The organism is Rhodococcus sp. NPDC056743, assembly GCF_042790355.1.
Lineage (GTDB): Bacteria > Actinomycetota > Actinomycetes > Mycobacteriales > Mycobacteriaceae > Rhodococcus_F.
In genome coordinates this window covers 449,496-462,520 of sequence record NZ_JBHTZI010000005.1, presented here as the reverse complement: position 1 = coordinate 462,520, position 13,025 = coordinate 449,496, and the positions used below count along the sequence as shown (strand labels likewise).

Here is a 13,025-nt window from a genome sequence, read left to right as displayed (position 1 = left end):
ACCGACATCACGCGTCTGCTCGGTCACGGGTTGACGTGGACGGATACGGTCGAGCAGTTCACGGAGCATTTCGATTTCACCGAGCAGGAACTCGATTGGATCATGGGTCGTGGTATCGCCGAATGCCTCGACTGGCCCATCTCCGAGGCAGCCTCTCAGGGATCGCTGCAGGCTTCTGGCAAGTAGCAGTAAAGCAGCTGCAGTACAACAGAACAACTCCGTGTAGAAAGGCCAGACATGCCAAGCCCGATCAAGATCGATCCCGCGGAACTCCGGGACTACGTCCGAGACCTTTTCCAATCGCGTGGAGTTTCGGCTGACGACGCCGGCACCATCGCAGAGGTACTGGTCTGGGCAAATCTGAGGGGTGTGGATTCCCACGGAATCGCACGTGTTCCTCGCTACCTCGAATTGTTCGGGACCGGGGAGGCGAACGCCGAGCCGAAGATTGTCGTCCACAACGAAAAGGGCGCCCTGGCAGCGGTTGACGCCGATCGGGCAGCTGGCCCTGTTGCGCTCACTCGCGCTGCCGACATAGCCATTGCTCAGGCTGCTCAATTCGGCGTCGGATGGGTAAACGTGCGTCGAACGGTCCACACCGGCGCACTGGGCTACTACACGAACCGAATTGCCGAAAGCGGTCTGATCGGCATGGGTCTCGTTGCGGGCATGCCCAACATGGGATACGAAGGCGCGGCGGGGGCGTCCGTCGCGACAAGTCCACTGTCGATCGCAGTACCGGGCACCGGCCAGTATCCGACGGTAGTGCTCGACATGGCCACTGCCGTCATCGCACTCGGCAAGATCGCTCAGTTCAAGAAGGCCGGCAAGGATCTCCCCGTCGGTGCCGCGACAACAGCCGACGGCGTTCCCACTACCGACCCGGCGTTGGCCAAGATTCCTCTTCCTGTGGGCGGAGCCAAGGGTTCCGGGATGTCGTTGATGTTCGAATTGCTGACCAGCGTGCTCGTCGGCGAGCCCATCTTGCCCAATTTCCATTCCGGCGTTCCCGGCGGCAAGAAGCACCGGCAGAATGCCGCAATTATCGCGATCGATCCCAGCGCGGCCGTGGCGGTAAACACCTTCACCTCCGACGTCGACGCGACCATCGAGACCATCCGATCTCTGCCCGTAGCAGAGGGTTACGAGCGTGTCATCCTTCCCGGCCAGCGCGGGGCCGAGACGTTTGCCGACCGGAGCCGAAACGGAATTCCGGTGCCTGAACCCCTGTGGAACGAGCTGAAGACGGCCGCGGAGACGTACAGCATCACTTCTCCCACCGTTGGGGTCCGCTGACGCGTCCCCGCTACGAAGCAGGAAGTCCGGCAGTGCGTAATCGACTGCCGGACTTCCCGTTTCCATGCGAACTAGCAAACACTGCCAGAACTTACGTCCCCATTTGATCTTCGGCAGAGAGATGCTCGACTTCGATTCCCGTATCGAAGAATGTGCGAGTCACACGAGATGCGGTGTATACCCATAGAATTCGCATGGGAACCTCACCCGTATTGCGAAACGCATGCACTTTCGGGCTCGGAATGTACGTCGTGTCGTAAGGAACGAGCGGAGTCACAACGCCGTCGACCTCGACCTCACCGCGTCCCTCCAGAAGCGTCACCTGCTCGTCGCAGTTATGCGAGTGCTTCGGGGCGCCGCCACCCACCGGATAAACACTCATACCCGACGTGATCAGCGCTTCTCCGTCAGTGGAAGTCTTCGTGACCAGTGGCACGGTCTTCACCGATCCGCCGCGGTCCATAACCTCGACGTCTTCCACTTTCACAATCGTTGTCATGCCAACTCCTTGCGTTCGTCTGTGCTGCATCGTGTGACGCACTGCTCCTATCTAAGCGTGTGCCAACGCATTTCAACGTGACGATTCCTGCAGCCTAATGTTGACCGTCGTACACCAGAGAATCTTTCAACGAAATCCGAGACTCCGCCGGCCTCTTCGGGAGGGGGTAACGACAGTACCTGTCATCGACGCCCGAACATACCTACTGTCGAAGCATGACTGAAAATACGATCACTCTGAACAACGGCGTGGAAATGCCGGCCATCGGGCTTGGCGTTTTCCAGACCCCACCGGACGTCACAGTTTCCGCAGTCGAGTCTGCTCTGCGCAACGGCTATCGCCACATCGATACGGCCGCCGCATACTTCAACGAACGCGAGGTCGGCGAAGGCATCAAGCGTTCCGATGTGACCTCTGACGAGGTGTTCATCGAAACCAAGGTCTGGATCAGCGACTACGGTTTCGACACCACGTTGCACGCCTTCGACAAGGCGACGGGCAAGCTCGGCGTCGACCAACTCGACCTCCTGATCTTGCACCAGCCCCTGCCCAGCCGTTTCGATCTCACACTCGACGCCTACCGAGCACTCGAGAAGCTTCTGACCGACGGCAAGGTTCGTGCCATCGGAGTCAGCAACTTCATGCCCGAGCACCTTGACCGACTCTTGGCCGAGACAACCGTCGTACCCGCCGTGAATCAGATCGAACTGCACCCGTACTTTCAGCAGAAGGAATTGCAGCGTCTACACGCCGAGCACGGCATCGTGACCCAGGCATGGTCGCCGATCGGCGGCATCACCTCATACGGCGGCGGTGAAAAGAGCACTTTCGACGACCCGACCCTACTCGATATCGCTGCACAGCACGATAAGTCGGCTGCGCAGGTTATGCTGCGGTGGCATCTGCAGCAAGGCCGCTCGGCTATCCCGAAGTCGACCAAGCCGGCCCGTATCACCGAGAACTTCGACGTCTTCGACTTCGACCTCACCGCCGACCAGCTTGCTGCGATCGACGCACTCGACACCGGCGTACGCGGCGGTCCCGATCCCGACAGCATCACCCTCGAAAATTACGGCCGGGAGATCCCCGAGGCTTGATCTTCTGCGCCTCAACCACATTGAATATTGATTAGACAAGCCGAACTACGGGAAGGCATAGAGAGAGGCTCGGGTGGCACCTGGTGGCTCGCCGAGGAAACGAATTGGTTTTCCTCGACAGCGACGGTACCTCCGACTGAACACGAAGAAGCGACAAGGGAAGTGTGAGCAATGAGTGAATTACTGAGAGGAAAGCGTATTGCATTCCTAGCGGCCGCTGAAGGCGTCGAGCAAATCGAACTGACAGATCCCTGGGATGCAGTCCGTTCGGAACACGCTGAGCCGTCACTTGTTTCACTCGAGCTGGGAACAATCCAGGCATTCAACCATCTGGAGACAGGCGATGTTTTTGATGTCGACGACACAGTCGAATCGGCGTCGCCATCGGACTACGATGCCCTCGTCCTTCCCGGAGGGGTCGCTAACCCGGACCTCCTCCGCACGAACAAAGCAGCTGTGGCATTTGTCCGAGGTTTCTTCGACGAGGGAAAACCGGTCGCGGTGATCTGCCACGGGCCGTGGACGCTCGTCGAGGCTGATGTGGTGAGTGGTCGGACACTCACGTCATGGCCGAGCCTGCGCACCGACATCACGAATGCCGGCGGCAGTTGGGTCGACCACGACGTAGTTGTCTGTACGAACGGACCGAACACCCTCGTGTCCAGCCGTAAGCCCGATGATCTCCCCGCCTTCTCCTCGAAACTGATCGAAACTCTCTCCACCTAGCTCGCCAATTCAGACACCGACTCGATCTGCCGCCTCGAGGTGGCCCTCCTGACGAGCACAGTGCGCGCAGCAGTACATCGTGTCTTGCGCTTCGATGCCGTGGCCGAGAATGCGACACCCGCAGTGCGCGCACTGCGGTGCCATTGCCTGTGCAGCGCATTCGAAGCAGTCGAACGTGGCGGTGCGTTCGCCACGCGTGACTGTAAACGTCTTGTCGTACTCATTACCGCACGTTTCACAGGTAGCCATGATCGTCTCCTTCTCCAGAGGCCGTCACTGCTCTCGACGGCATGTCTGATCGATGTACCCAGTGATACCGGACGCAATCGATGAGTCGCGTTCACACCGCCGGTCGAGGAGCCGAGCGCATGCGCGTGGTCAGAATTCCGAGGACAACCATCGCCACTCCCAATACAAGGGGGAGCCAATTGTCGGCGTCATTGACCGGCACGAAGTTGACGTCACTGTTCTGGTCGATGAGAAGTCCATAGACGAACAGCACAAGATAGATGACGCCGCCACCGATCAGGTAAAGCTGCGCAGTACGTGCAAACCTGGCCATTGCCAGTCAAGCTATACCGAACAGCAGATGAACTATGTTGTGCAGCACCGATACCTCGAAAATGCCCAACAGTTTCGCCTCGGAGTGATGTCTGGCAACTCTACGCATTTCCGATCATCCAGGAACTGAGCGGAATCATCCACTGATAGCGCATTACCGCCCGGATTCGAGCCGGACGGTCGATTTCGACGGAGATCTCGGACCCGCTCGATTCACCGTAGAGAGATCGGGTACCTCCTGTGGATGATGACCAGAACACCCCAGCCGCGCCCTTACCCGGTCCCCACAGGCGAGCGATCCAGCATGGAAGATCTGTTGCAAACCATGACGCGAGCAGTGAACATTTTGGCACACGCCGGAATTCGATTTGCAGTAGCGGGTGGTTGTGCTGTGTATGCCCGCGGTGGTCCACCGTCGGGACATGACGTCGACATCTTCCTACGCAAGCAAGACACGGCGCCTGCGTTGCGCGCACTCCGAGAGATCGGAATGAAACCGGTTAACCCGCCCGAGGATTGGCTGACAAAGGTGTACGACGGCGACGTACTCGTCGATCTGATTTTCTCTACTTCGGGGCGCGAGGTCACTGACGAGTTCCTCGACCGGGCAACATCTATGCGGGTCGGTTCCGCAGTGGCACCCGTAGTCAGCGCGACGGACTTGATGATCGACAAACTGAACGTCCTCGATGCTCATCGTTGCGACTTCGTTCCCATGCTCGCGATCGCGCGCGATTTACGTGAACAAGTCGACTGGCCGGAAGTTGTCGACAAGACCCGAACATCGCCCTATGCACGAGCTTTTCTCGCACTCCTCGACGATCTCGAGATTGCGTCGACGAAATAGTCTGGACTTGACTGGCAAGTGACGTTGGAGGTGTTGAGGATGAAAGCAGGAGAACAACTTCCGCAGTACTTGGTGGCACACATCAGACGAGCTTTTGCCGAGGATCCACGAACGTCTGAACTCGGTGTGCGGGTTACGATTCGGGGATCGAAGATCTACCTCAGTGGCGAAGTCAACAGCCCCGCTCGAAAGAGGGAACTCGAATCGGTTGTCACGGAACTGGCACCTGATATCTCCGTCTGCAATGACATCCATGTCGTGAGTTCAGCTGAACCACAAGCCGATTACGAGGACCTACAGTGATCCGGGTCGCTGCGGTTGGCGATGTGCATCTCGGCGCGGATTCGCGCGGTGAGTTGCGGCCTGCACTCGACATGGTATCCGCCCACGCGGATGTCTTGTTGCTGGCCGGCGATCTCACCCGACACGGAGGTCGAGACGAAGCGAAGGTTGTTGCCGACGAGTTCGCAGATCTGGGAATCCCGGTTGTCGCCGTGCTCGGAAATCATGACTACCACAGCAATGCAGTCTCGGACGTTACGGATATGCTTACTGCGCAAGGGATTTCTGTACTGGAAGGCGAATCTGTCACCATCGATGTTGCCGGACAAACGTTAGGGATAGCGGGCACGAAAGGATTTGGTGGTGGATTCGCGGGCAAATGCGCCAGCGTGTTCGGAGAACCACAGATGAAGGAGTTCGCCGGCCATACCGTCGATGTCGCCGAGCGCTTTCGGACGGCGGTATCGTCCCTCCAGGCAGACATCCGAGTGGCACTGCTGCACTACTCGCCGATCAGCGACACCCTGCACGGCGAACCGCCCGAGATCTACCCCTTCCTCGGGTCGTATCTCCTCGGCGAACCTATCGACGAGTTTCAACTCGATCTGGCACTTCACGGTCATGCTCACGCCGGAACCGAGCGTGGCACAACCCCTGGCGGCGTGAGAGTACGCAATGTTGCACAACCAGTTATCCGAGCAGCGTATGCCGTGTACGGTCTCGGGTCGACGGGCTGACGGCCTGGTTCGTCCTCAGCAATCCAGGTGATGGCGTCGACTCCACTCCACGATCGCGGAGGCAATAGCGTCTGGCTGATCCTCGGGCGCGAGGTGGCCGGCGGGCCCACATTCCACGACATCGAGATGGGCTATGTTCGCTCGGCTCCACTCGATCTCGTCATGGCCGATCATAAGGAGTTCGGATGGGCCGCTGAACGTCATCAGGAGCTTCGGTATGCCGCCGCTGCCCGCTAGCCATTCGCCGTACGCCGTCACGCGCGAGTGCACATCCGCCGGGCTACCTTCGATGGGGAACGCGCGCGGCCAGGCAAGCAATGGTCGACGACTCTGCGGCGTGGGGAACGGAGCACGATAGGAGGCCGCATCGCCGTCCGAGAGCCCGCTGAGGACGGTCTTGTCGAGGGCAACCTCGAGAAAGAAGTTCTGCTCGAGCACTTTTGCCTCACCCACCCCGGGAGTCCGTAAAGCCTCGACCCGTGCCCTGGCGTCACCTGGAAAATGTTCCGCCCACGTCATCGGACGGAGGATCGTCTCGAGGAAGGCAACTCCCCGAACGCGATCAGGATGTCGCGCAGCCCAGTCGAATGCAAGTGCTCCGCCCCAGTCGTGCCCCACAAGCACAACATCGTCGAGTTCCAGCGCGTCGAACCAGGCGTCGAGATAGCGGGCGGTGTCGACGAAACCGTAATCGACGGTCGGTTTACCGGACTCCCCCATCCCGATGAGATCGGGAGCGATGGCGCGACCGAGCGTCCCGACTGTCGGCAGAATCTTGCGCCACAAGTACGACGACGTGGGATTACCGTGCAGCAGCACGAACGGCCTGCCGTCGCCCCACTCCCGGTGAGCCATGTTCGAGTCGAGCACAGACGTGATAGGCATGGCGCTCCTCAAATAGTTTCTATGTACTCTATTTTCGAATAGTAGCCATGTACTCTATTTTCATGCAAGACCGCGAATCATGGACAACAGGATCACTCGTCTGGCACCTCGGCCTGCGCTGGCGTGCGCGAATCGACCGGGCGCTCACCCCTCTCGGCCTCACACACGCTCAATATTCGGTGCTCGCACCCCTTCACACTCTTGTCCGCGCGGGTGACAGACCCAGCCAACGTGAACTCGCCGAACAGACTGGGCTGCAACCGATTTACATTTCCAAGCTGGTCCGCGCACTGGAGCGGGGAGGCTTCGTATCGAGCGAACGCGACACGCGTGACGCGCGGGCAGTTCGTCTCGATCTCACCGAACAGGGTCACCGAATCGCGCTACAGGCCAAAGATATTGTCCAACAAGTGGACCATGAAAACACACGCGTTCTCGGTGGTGAGGGCAGCCACGAACTCGTCGAACTCCATCGCATCCTCAGCGCTCTACTCGACGCGACCGATGCAGCTGACGGATAGGACGTTCATCGGTCATCGCGCGAAGTTAGAAGATCGCTCCACTGAAGGGCAATAGCGGACATACTGAATCGCATGAACCTTCGATCTGCAGTTCTCTACGCGGCAATCGGCAAGGCCAGCGGGTTTCGCAGCGCGATCGGAATCACGACGTTCTTGTGGCTCACGTTCCGGAGCACGCGATACGAACGACTCTCGATCGGTGGATCCGTCGTTGCAATCGGTGGTGAGTTCGTCATGGACAAACTCCCGACGACACCATCGCGGCTCGCACCTCCGTCTTTGACCGCGCGTGCCGCAGCCGGCGGTGCAGCGGCTTACGCGATTGCGCGGACCCTGAGCGAGCCCGTCGTTCCAGCGATCACAATCGGCGCAGCATCCGCAGTGGCAGGGTCATACGCAGGCCATGCGTACCGAGGGTGGGCGTCGAAGCGAGTGCCTGCTCTGGCAGCAGCCCTTGTCGAGGATGCGGTGGCCCTCGGAATAGGAGCAGCAGTGCTTGGCCAAACAGCCGAGTAAGCCACCTCCGCTCCGACGCCGACCACTCGGTGCCGCCAACCAGAAACTTCGCCGCGGAGAAGAACTCAGGCGTAATCTGCGCGCCTGTATAGTTCGCTGCCATTGCAAACGACGCCTCCAACACGTGGAATCGGCCATCTGACAAGGGGCCCTCGGCCTTGGGATCGATTCCGACTTCACGCATCCGAGGCTCCCACGCTGCCGGCATCGGATCGAGTCCGAAGCCACATCGCAGCAGCGGATCGAAGTACACGACGCACTCCCCGTTTCGCCATACGTTGAACGAGGAAACGGCTTCGACGACTCGGGCGTGGGTTACCACTTCACGCCCGATGGATAGAGGCAACATCAGCTCTTCGGAAACACCCACCGTGGACATGGGCGCAACCACAATCGTCCATTCCCCCAGTTCCGCAGCCCCGACTATCGAGAGTTCTCCCACCCGCGCTCGTTGACGCCACTCACCCCGATTGCGTTGCCGAGAAATTCATCTGCCATAGCCTCGATAACCGTCGTTGGATCCGCGTCACGAACGTACGTCACGACGAGACCGTTCTCGACCCACGGATAGGCGCGGATCACCCATTCAAAATCGTTGTAGGTCTTTATCTTCGAAACTGAATCCTTCCGAGGTTCGGGTGGATATGATTGTTCAATCGAGTCCGATTTCTCGGTCGACAACAAACACTTTCCGCAATGGCAGCCTGCTTCGCCAGTGGGCGGGTAGCAGATCGTAGTGATCGAGAATCCATTCCACGATCTCGCTGCGGCCGATCAAGCGCAAGTCGCCACGAGTCCGATCCAGCGACTGCGCGTCGGCGCTGTACGAACCCAGCGACACAAACAAACCCACCTCCCCGGTGGACAAGGTTCCGATGAGTTGCTGCACTTCTGGACGTCCCATGGTTCTGTCGGTGTGCTTGCATTGCACCTTGATCAGGGGCGGCTCCAACCCCAGCGGGTCGCGGTGCGCCACAATATCGATTCCCCCGTCTCGCGAGTACGGGAGAACACGAGTGCGGTAACCCATCGCCGTCAGCAGATCAGCGACAAAGAGTTCGAAACCGCGGTGGCTGATGTCAATTTTCAACACGTTGATGATGAAGTCAGCAGTCGATTCCATCAGCCGCGATGGGCTCGGTTCTTCGGTTGCGCTGTCGACGGCAATATCCAATTCGTCCGCATTCGCCGCGGCTCCGACGACCGCGGTAATTGCATCCGCGCTGCCAGTCTCGAGATACGTCCGAAATTCGCCGTCATGGCGTTTGACCCGAAATAGAGTTACTGCCGAGCCGATTTCATACAGCGCCGACGTGCTGAACTCCGACCGCGGAATCCCGATCCGCTGCCACCGTACCGGCCGTCGGTGGCGGTGCGTCGGCGCATCGGGATCGAAATAGTAATCACCGTCGATGACGCCGATGTTGATCGTCGAATCGGCTTTGTGGGGCGCTATGACGGTGTCACCGACTTCCATGTCGAATGCGAATCGCACTAGTACCCCAGCCTGCACTGGGTACGAACCGGCTTTCCCCGCCGGGTATTGCTCTGAAAGCAAAGTCTTGATGGTGCCGCGATCGGCGCCGATCTGCTTCAGATTCGCAACCCTGTCCCAACCGATACTGATAAATTTCCCAGCGATCAGATCAACGCTGGGTTCGTCGTTGTGGATACCCCACATTGCTCTCATGACGGACACGGTATCGGTAGCCAACAGACTGGAATAGGCCGACTATGGCGACATACCCCTCACTGTTTCTTCAACGCCTCTTTCGTTCCGAGGTAAATGTCGGCGCATTCATCGGATATTTAGTGGAGCGCGACGCGACGCCGCTGCAGAATGCACTTGGACTCGATGAAAGCGTCGTCAGTGCCCGAGTAGAAGTTCCTCATGGGAAAGGCCGCATGGATGTGGTCCTGTACGGCGCCACAAGCCCCATCGCAATTCTCGAGTTGAAGATTTCGGCAACTGAGCACGGTGATCAACTCGACAGATACGCGGAATTCGCACATACACACGATGCCCGCAAGTTTCTAGTGGACTTGGAGTTCGGAGGTTCAACAGTTCCAGAAGGGTGGACCCACATCGAACTCGCCAACCTATTCGGTTACTGGTCGTCATCTACGAACTCGACAGTTCGCGGCCTCGCCGCCGAGGCATCATCTGTTTTCGCTGCATGGAAGTCGCAACTGAATAGCCGTTTCGGCCAAATGGATTCAGCGATCCTGACCGTCGCGCTGCGAGCAGTTTCGCATGAGTTAGCTGCCCGCACCCCGTACGCCATGTACACACGTGCAACCTCTGGCGGGCAGCCATCCATCACTGCGTACCTACCGCATCCCTCAGGAACCGACGACGCGTACTTCTGCATCGACATCCGTTGCAACGACAAGAGCAATCCTCACCTTCCGTGGATCGCCCGACTCGGTGTGCACGTCGACTGTGGTGAAGATCTGGCTGCGGCCAGACGAACTGCTCACCTTTTGGCCATGCCACTAGTGCCAGCCCTTACTGTTGCGAAGGTTCAATCCGCATGCGCAAACTCTGGAACAGGCACGTTGGCAACAATATTGTCAGCCGATAAGCCACTGAAGGAACCGCGAGCACGAGAAACCAGTATCGAAAAATGGCTAGCAGCCGTGGATATCGCAGGAGACGGCAAAATCTCGGCCCACCCCGTCTTCTTCCACGACTGGGGTCGCCGCCTCGCCGCCAAGTTCTCACTCGATCTCACTGATATGACGCGCAATGAACTAGAACAGCTGATCGTTATTCTCATGGATCATCTCACCGAATACTCAGAACCTCACGGCTGAACGTTCGGGGTACGTAACAAACCGCCGAGGACTACCTTGACAACTTCGTGGGCGAGCCAGTCCACAGATTTGTCCTCGGTCGGTGTATGCCACTCACTCGACGACCAGATTGCATATCGAAGCATGTGATCGACGACGTCGAGATCAACGTCGTCGCGGAAAATGCCCTGCGCGACACCGACGGCCAACGTGTTCGACCACTCTCTCTCGAATTGGCCGAACAGCTCCCCGATATTGCCGTGCTCGAGAATTGTTGCGTGGATGTAGTCGCCCTCACGACGCCAGATGGACGTCGCGTGAAGGTATTTGTGCGAGCAGCGCAGAGCGATTTCGGCGAGCGCCCCGATACGTTCCGTCGGCTCCACGGCAGTGACTGCGCGCACCCTGTCTACAAGATCCTGAAGATAGATCCTGACGATCTCTGCGACTATCGCGTCCTTCGAGGGGAAGTAATGGTAGAGCGCACCGGAGCGCACTCCCACGGCGTCGCCGATTTCCCGGATCGTCGTGGCCGCTACCCCTTTTGTTGCGAATATCTCGCCGGCGCGATCGAGGATTTGCTGTCGTCGCTCCTGCGGTTCCATATCGTCTGTTCTCCTGATGCTGTTTCGCGTATGCGACTGTCGAATACGACCGCTCACCGAAACGAGCGAATGACCTCTACAGTATCGACCCGTGTTCAACGCCAGCACCACAGCTGGCTCCCAGCACGTTTTCAGCTCAATGGAATTGGCCTGTCGACTGACAGTCGTTTCTCACTACGTTCGAGAGAGAACGATAGGAAGGAAGTGCCATGGCGCCTGTCGACTGCGCATCATGCGGCCAGCGAGTTCTCGTCGAGAAGTACAGCTCGATCCACACCGGCATTCAATGGCCGGCTGCAGAAAAAGTGCGGTGCCCGTACCGCGACGTCGAGGTCAACACCCTGCAACCCGGATCGCTTGTGCAGTCGTGCAGCGGACTGACCGACGCTGTACAGGCTGCGATTGAGAATGGCGAACTCCGCGAATCTCTTCGCCCTGAGGGCCTTTCATACGTATCACTTCATCGCTGAAGACACTGGAGGATTCATGAGTGAAACATTCGCCGAACCTGAGGTTCGGGTCATCGAGGCAGGAAAGAACCCGACTCGGTTTGCGCGAGGCTGGCACTGCCTCGGCCTGGCCGAGACGTTCCGTGACGGAAATCCGCATCAAATCAAGGCTTTCGGCACCGACTTGGTGGTGTTCGCCGATTCCGAGAACGAGTTGCATATCCTTGACGCATACTGCCGACATATGGGCGGCAACCTGGCAATGGGGCAGATCAAGGGCGACTCGATCGCGTGCCCGTTCCATGATTGGCGATGGGGCGGGAACGGACGCTGCACCGGCATTCCCTACGCTCGACGCGTTCCTCCACTTGCACGCACACGATCGTGGAATGCCCTCGAACGCAACGGAATGCTCTTTACATGGCACGATCCGGAGGGTAACAAGCCACCGGAGGATGTGACGATTCCGGAGATCGAGGGGTGGGGTACCGATCGATGGAGCGAGTGGTCGTGGCGCACATTCCATGTCGAAGGTTCACATTGCCGCGAGATCGTGGACAACGTTGTCGACATGGCTCACTTCTTCTACGTCCACTTCCAGATGCCGGGCTATTTCAAGAATGTGTTCGAAGGTCAGGTCGCTGCGCAGTACATGCGTTCGGTGGGCCGGGACGACATCAAAACCGGTGTACAGATGGATCTTCCAGACGCTGAGACAGTGTCGGAAGCTGCGTACTACGGTCCGTCTTTCATGCTCGATACGGTGTGGACGATTTCCGGCGACACCACGGTCGAGGCAAAGGTCATCAACTGCCACTACCCGGTCACCGACAATTCGTTTGTCCTGCAGTACGGCACTTGCGTCGAACGCACGCCGGGCAACTCGGACGAGCAAGCCGAAGCCACCGCACAGATGTTCACCGAGGGGCTCGAGACACAGTTCCTCCAGGACATCGAGATCTGGAAACACAAGAGCCGCATCGAAAATCCGCTCCTCACCGAGGAAGACGGACCTGTCTACCAACTGCGTCGCTGGTACCAGCAGTTCTATGTGGACGTCGAGGACGTCACCGACGAAATGACCGCACGCTACGAGTACGAGGTGGATACCACTCGCGCTCTGGAGAATTGGTCCACAGAGGTGCAGGAAAATCTCGCTCGCACCTCCGCGGATACGTAAGATTCCCTCTGGTTTACTGTTGCCGCGC

The 13,025-nt window shown here is 58.7% G+C and carries 16 protein-coding genes and 3 pseudogenes; 11 read left to right on the top strand and 8 right to left on the bottom strand.

What is annotated here, in order from left to right:
* Both ACFRFQ_RS14410 and ACFRFQ_RS14405 read left to right on the top strand, forming a co-directional pair.
* Window positions 1–186 (top strand): annotated as a pseudogene (locus ACFRFQ_RS14410) (hypothetical protein); the annotation flags it as partial.
* Between the two features lie 51 nt (window positions 187–237).
* On the top strand, window positions 238–1,296 hold the full coding sequence (locus ACFRFQ_RS14405) for an Ldh family oxidoreductase (RefSeq protein WP_378658558.1): 1,059 nt from the start codon (window positions 238–240) through the stop codon (window positions 1,294–1,296).
* Window positions 1,297–1,387: 91 nt separating this feature from the next.
* Here ACFRFQ_RS14405 and ACFRFQ_RS14400 read toward each other — a convergent pair whose 3' ends face one another.
* Window positions 1,388–1,795 carry a cupin domain-containing protein gene (locus ACFRFQ_RS14400; protein ID WP_378658555.1) on the bottom strand — a complete coding sequence of 136 codons (408 nt, stop codon included), beginning with the start codon at window positions 1,793–1,795 and terminating at the stop codon, window positions 1,388–1,390.
* A gap of 215 nt (window positions 1,796–2,010) precedes the next feature.
* Between ACFRFQ_RS14400 and ACFRFQ_RS14395 the strand changes: the two genes are divergently transcribed.
* The gene (locus ACFRFQ_RS14395) at window positions 2,011–2,892 is read left to right on the top strand and encodes an aldo/keto reductase (protein WP_378658553.1); all 882 of its coding nucleotides are present in this window, start codon (window positions 2,011–2,013) and stop codon (window positions 2,890–2,892) included.
* Window positions 2,893–3,063: 171 nt separating this feature from the next.
* Entirely contained in the window at window positions 3,064–3,618 is a 555-nt protein-coding gene (locus ACFRFQ_RS14390) for a type 1 glutamine amidotransferase domain-containing protein (protein WP_378658550.1), read from the top strand.
* Window positions 3,619–3,627: 9 nt separating this feature from the next.
* Here ACFRFQ_RS14390 and ACFRFQ_RS14385 read toward each other — a convergent pair whose 3' ends face one another.
* Together ACFRFQ_RS14385 and ACFRFQ_RS14380 are read right to left on the bottom strand one after the other, a co-directional pair.
* Window positions 3,628–3,867, bottom strand: a complete 240-nt coding sequence (locus ACFRFQ_RS14385; RefSeq protein ID WP_378658548.1) for a hypothetical protein — start codon at window positions 3,865–3,867, stop codon at window positions 3,628–3,630.
* 91 nt (window positions 3,868–3,958) lie between these two features.
* Window positions 3,959–4,276, bottom strand: a pseudogene (locus ACFRFQ_RS14380) (DUF4383 domain-containing protein); the annotation flags it as partial.
* Window positions 4,277–4,483: 207 nt separating this feature from the next.
* On the opposite strand from ACFRFQ_RS14380, the gene ACFRFQ_RS14375 reads away from it, so the two are divergent.
* From ACFRFQ_RS14375 to ACFRFQ_RS14365, 3 genes are read left to right on the top strand one after another with little or no spacing between them, the layout of a single operon-like run.
* Window positions 4,484–5,026 carry a nucleotidyltransferase gene (locus ACFRFQ_RS14375; RefSeq protein WP_378658545.1) on the top strand — a complete coding sequence of 181 codons (543 nt, stop codon included), beginning with the start codon at window positions 4,484–4,486 and terminating at the stop codon, window positions 5,024–5,026.
* A 39-nt stretch (window positions 5,027–5,065) separates the two neighbouring features.
* Entirely contained in the window at window positions 5,066–5,329 is a 264-nt protein-coding gene (locus ACFRFQ_RS14370) for a BON domain-containing protein (protein ID WP_378658543.1), read from the top strand.
* A complete protein-coding gene (locus ACFRFQ_RS14365) occupies window positions 5,326–6,045 on the top strand; it encodes a metallophosphoesterase (protein WP_378658541.1) in 720 nt (239 codons plus the stop codon). The genes ACFRFQ_RS14370 and ACFRFQ_RS14365 overlap by 4 nt, the downstream gene beginning before the upstream one ends.
* A gap of 15 nt (window positions 6,046–6,060) precedes the next feature.
* Here ACFRFQ_RS14365 and ACFRFQ_RS14360 read toward each other — a convergent pair whose 3' ends face one another.
* Complete coding sequence (locus ACFRFQ_RS14360; RefSeq protein WP_378658538.1) at window positions 6,061–6,930, bottom strand: haloalkane dehalogenase; 870 nt, start codon at window positions 6,928–6,930, stop codon at window positions 6,061–6,063.
* Between the two features lie 62 nt (window positions 6,931–6,992).
* On the opposite strand from ACFRFQ_RS14360, the gene ACFRFQ_RS14355 reads away from it, so the two are divergent.
* A complete protein-coding gene (locus ACFRFQ_RS14355) occupies window positions 6,993–7,451 on the top strand; it encodes a MarR family winged helix-turn-helix transcriptional regulator (RefSeq protein ID WP_378658535.1) in 459 nt (152 codons plus the stop codon).
* Window positions 7,452–7,523: 72 nt separating this feature from the next.
* On the top strand, window positions 7,524–7,967 hold the full coding sequence (locus ACFRFQ_RS14350) for a hypothetical protein (RefSeq protein ID WP_378658532.1): 444 nt from the start codon (window positions 7,524–7,526) through the stop codon (window positions 7,965–7,967).
* 94 nt (window positions 7,968–8,061) lie between these two features.
* Here the strand turns inward: ACFRFQ_RS14350 and ACFRFQ_RS14345 are convergent.
* The 3 genes and pseudogenes from ACFRFQ_RS14345 to ACFRFQ_RS14335 form a co-directional block, all read right to left on the bottom strand.
* A pseudogene (locus tag ACFRFQ_RS14345) lies at window positions 8,062–8,409 on the bottom strand (DUF6461 domain-containing protein); the annotation flags it as partial.
* Window positions 8,391–8,549 (bottom strand): hypothetical protein, encoded by a 159-nt coding sequence (locus ACFRFQ_RS14340; protein WP_378658530.1) that lies wholly within the window; start codon window positions 8,547–8,549, stop codon window positions 8,391–8,393. The pseudogene ACFRFQ_RS14345 and the gene ACFRFQ_RS14340, both read right to left, overlap by 19 nt.
* Window positions 8,550–8,619: 70 nt before the next feature.
* On the bottom strand, window positions 8,620–9,657 hold the full coding sequence (locus ACFRFQ_RS14335; RefSeq protein WP_378658527.1) for a restriction endonuclease: 1,038 nt from the start codon (window positions 9,655–9,657) through the stop codon (window positions 8,620–8,622).
* Between the two features lie 44 nt (window positions 9,658–9,701).
* Between ACFRFQ_RS14335 and ACFRFQ_RS14330 the strand changes: the two genes are divergently transcribed.
* A complete protein-coding gene (locus ACFRFQ_RS14330) occupies window positions 9,702–10,784 on the top strand; it encodes a PD-(D/E)XK nuclease family protein (RefSeq protein ID WP_378658524.1) in 1,083 nt (360 codons plus the stop codon).
* Here the strand turns inward: ACFRFQ_RS14330 and ACFRFQ_RS14325 are convergent.
* The gene (locus tag ACFRFQ_RS14325) at window positions 10,775–11,368 is read right to left on the bottom strand and encodes a TetR/AcrR family transcriptional regulator (RefSeq protein ID WP_378658521.1); all 594 of its coding nucleotides are present in this window, start codon (window positions 11,366–11,368) and stop codon (window positions 10,775–10,777) included. The genes ACFRFQ_RS14330 and ACFRFQ_RS14325 overlap by 10 nt on opposite strands.
* A 486-nt stretch (window positions 11,369–11,854) precedes the next feature.
* Between ACFRFQ_RS14325 and ACFRFQ_RS14320 the strand changes: the two genes are divergently transcribed.
* On the top strand, window positions 11,855–12,997 hold the full coding sequence (locus ACFRFQ_RS14320; RefSeq protein ID WP_378658518.1) for a Rieske 2Fe-2S domain-containing protein: 1,143 nt from the start codon (window positions 11,855–11,857) through the stop codon (window positions 12,995–12,997).
* The last annotated feature ends 28 nt before the right edge of the window (window positions 12,998–13,025 follow it).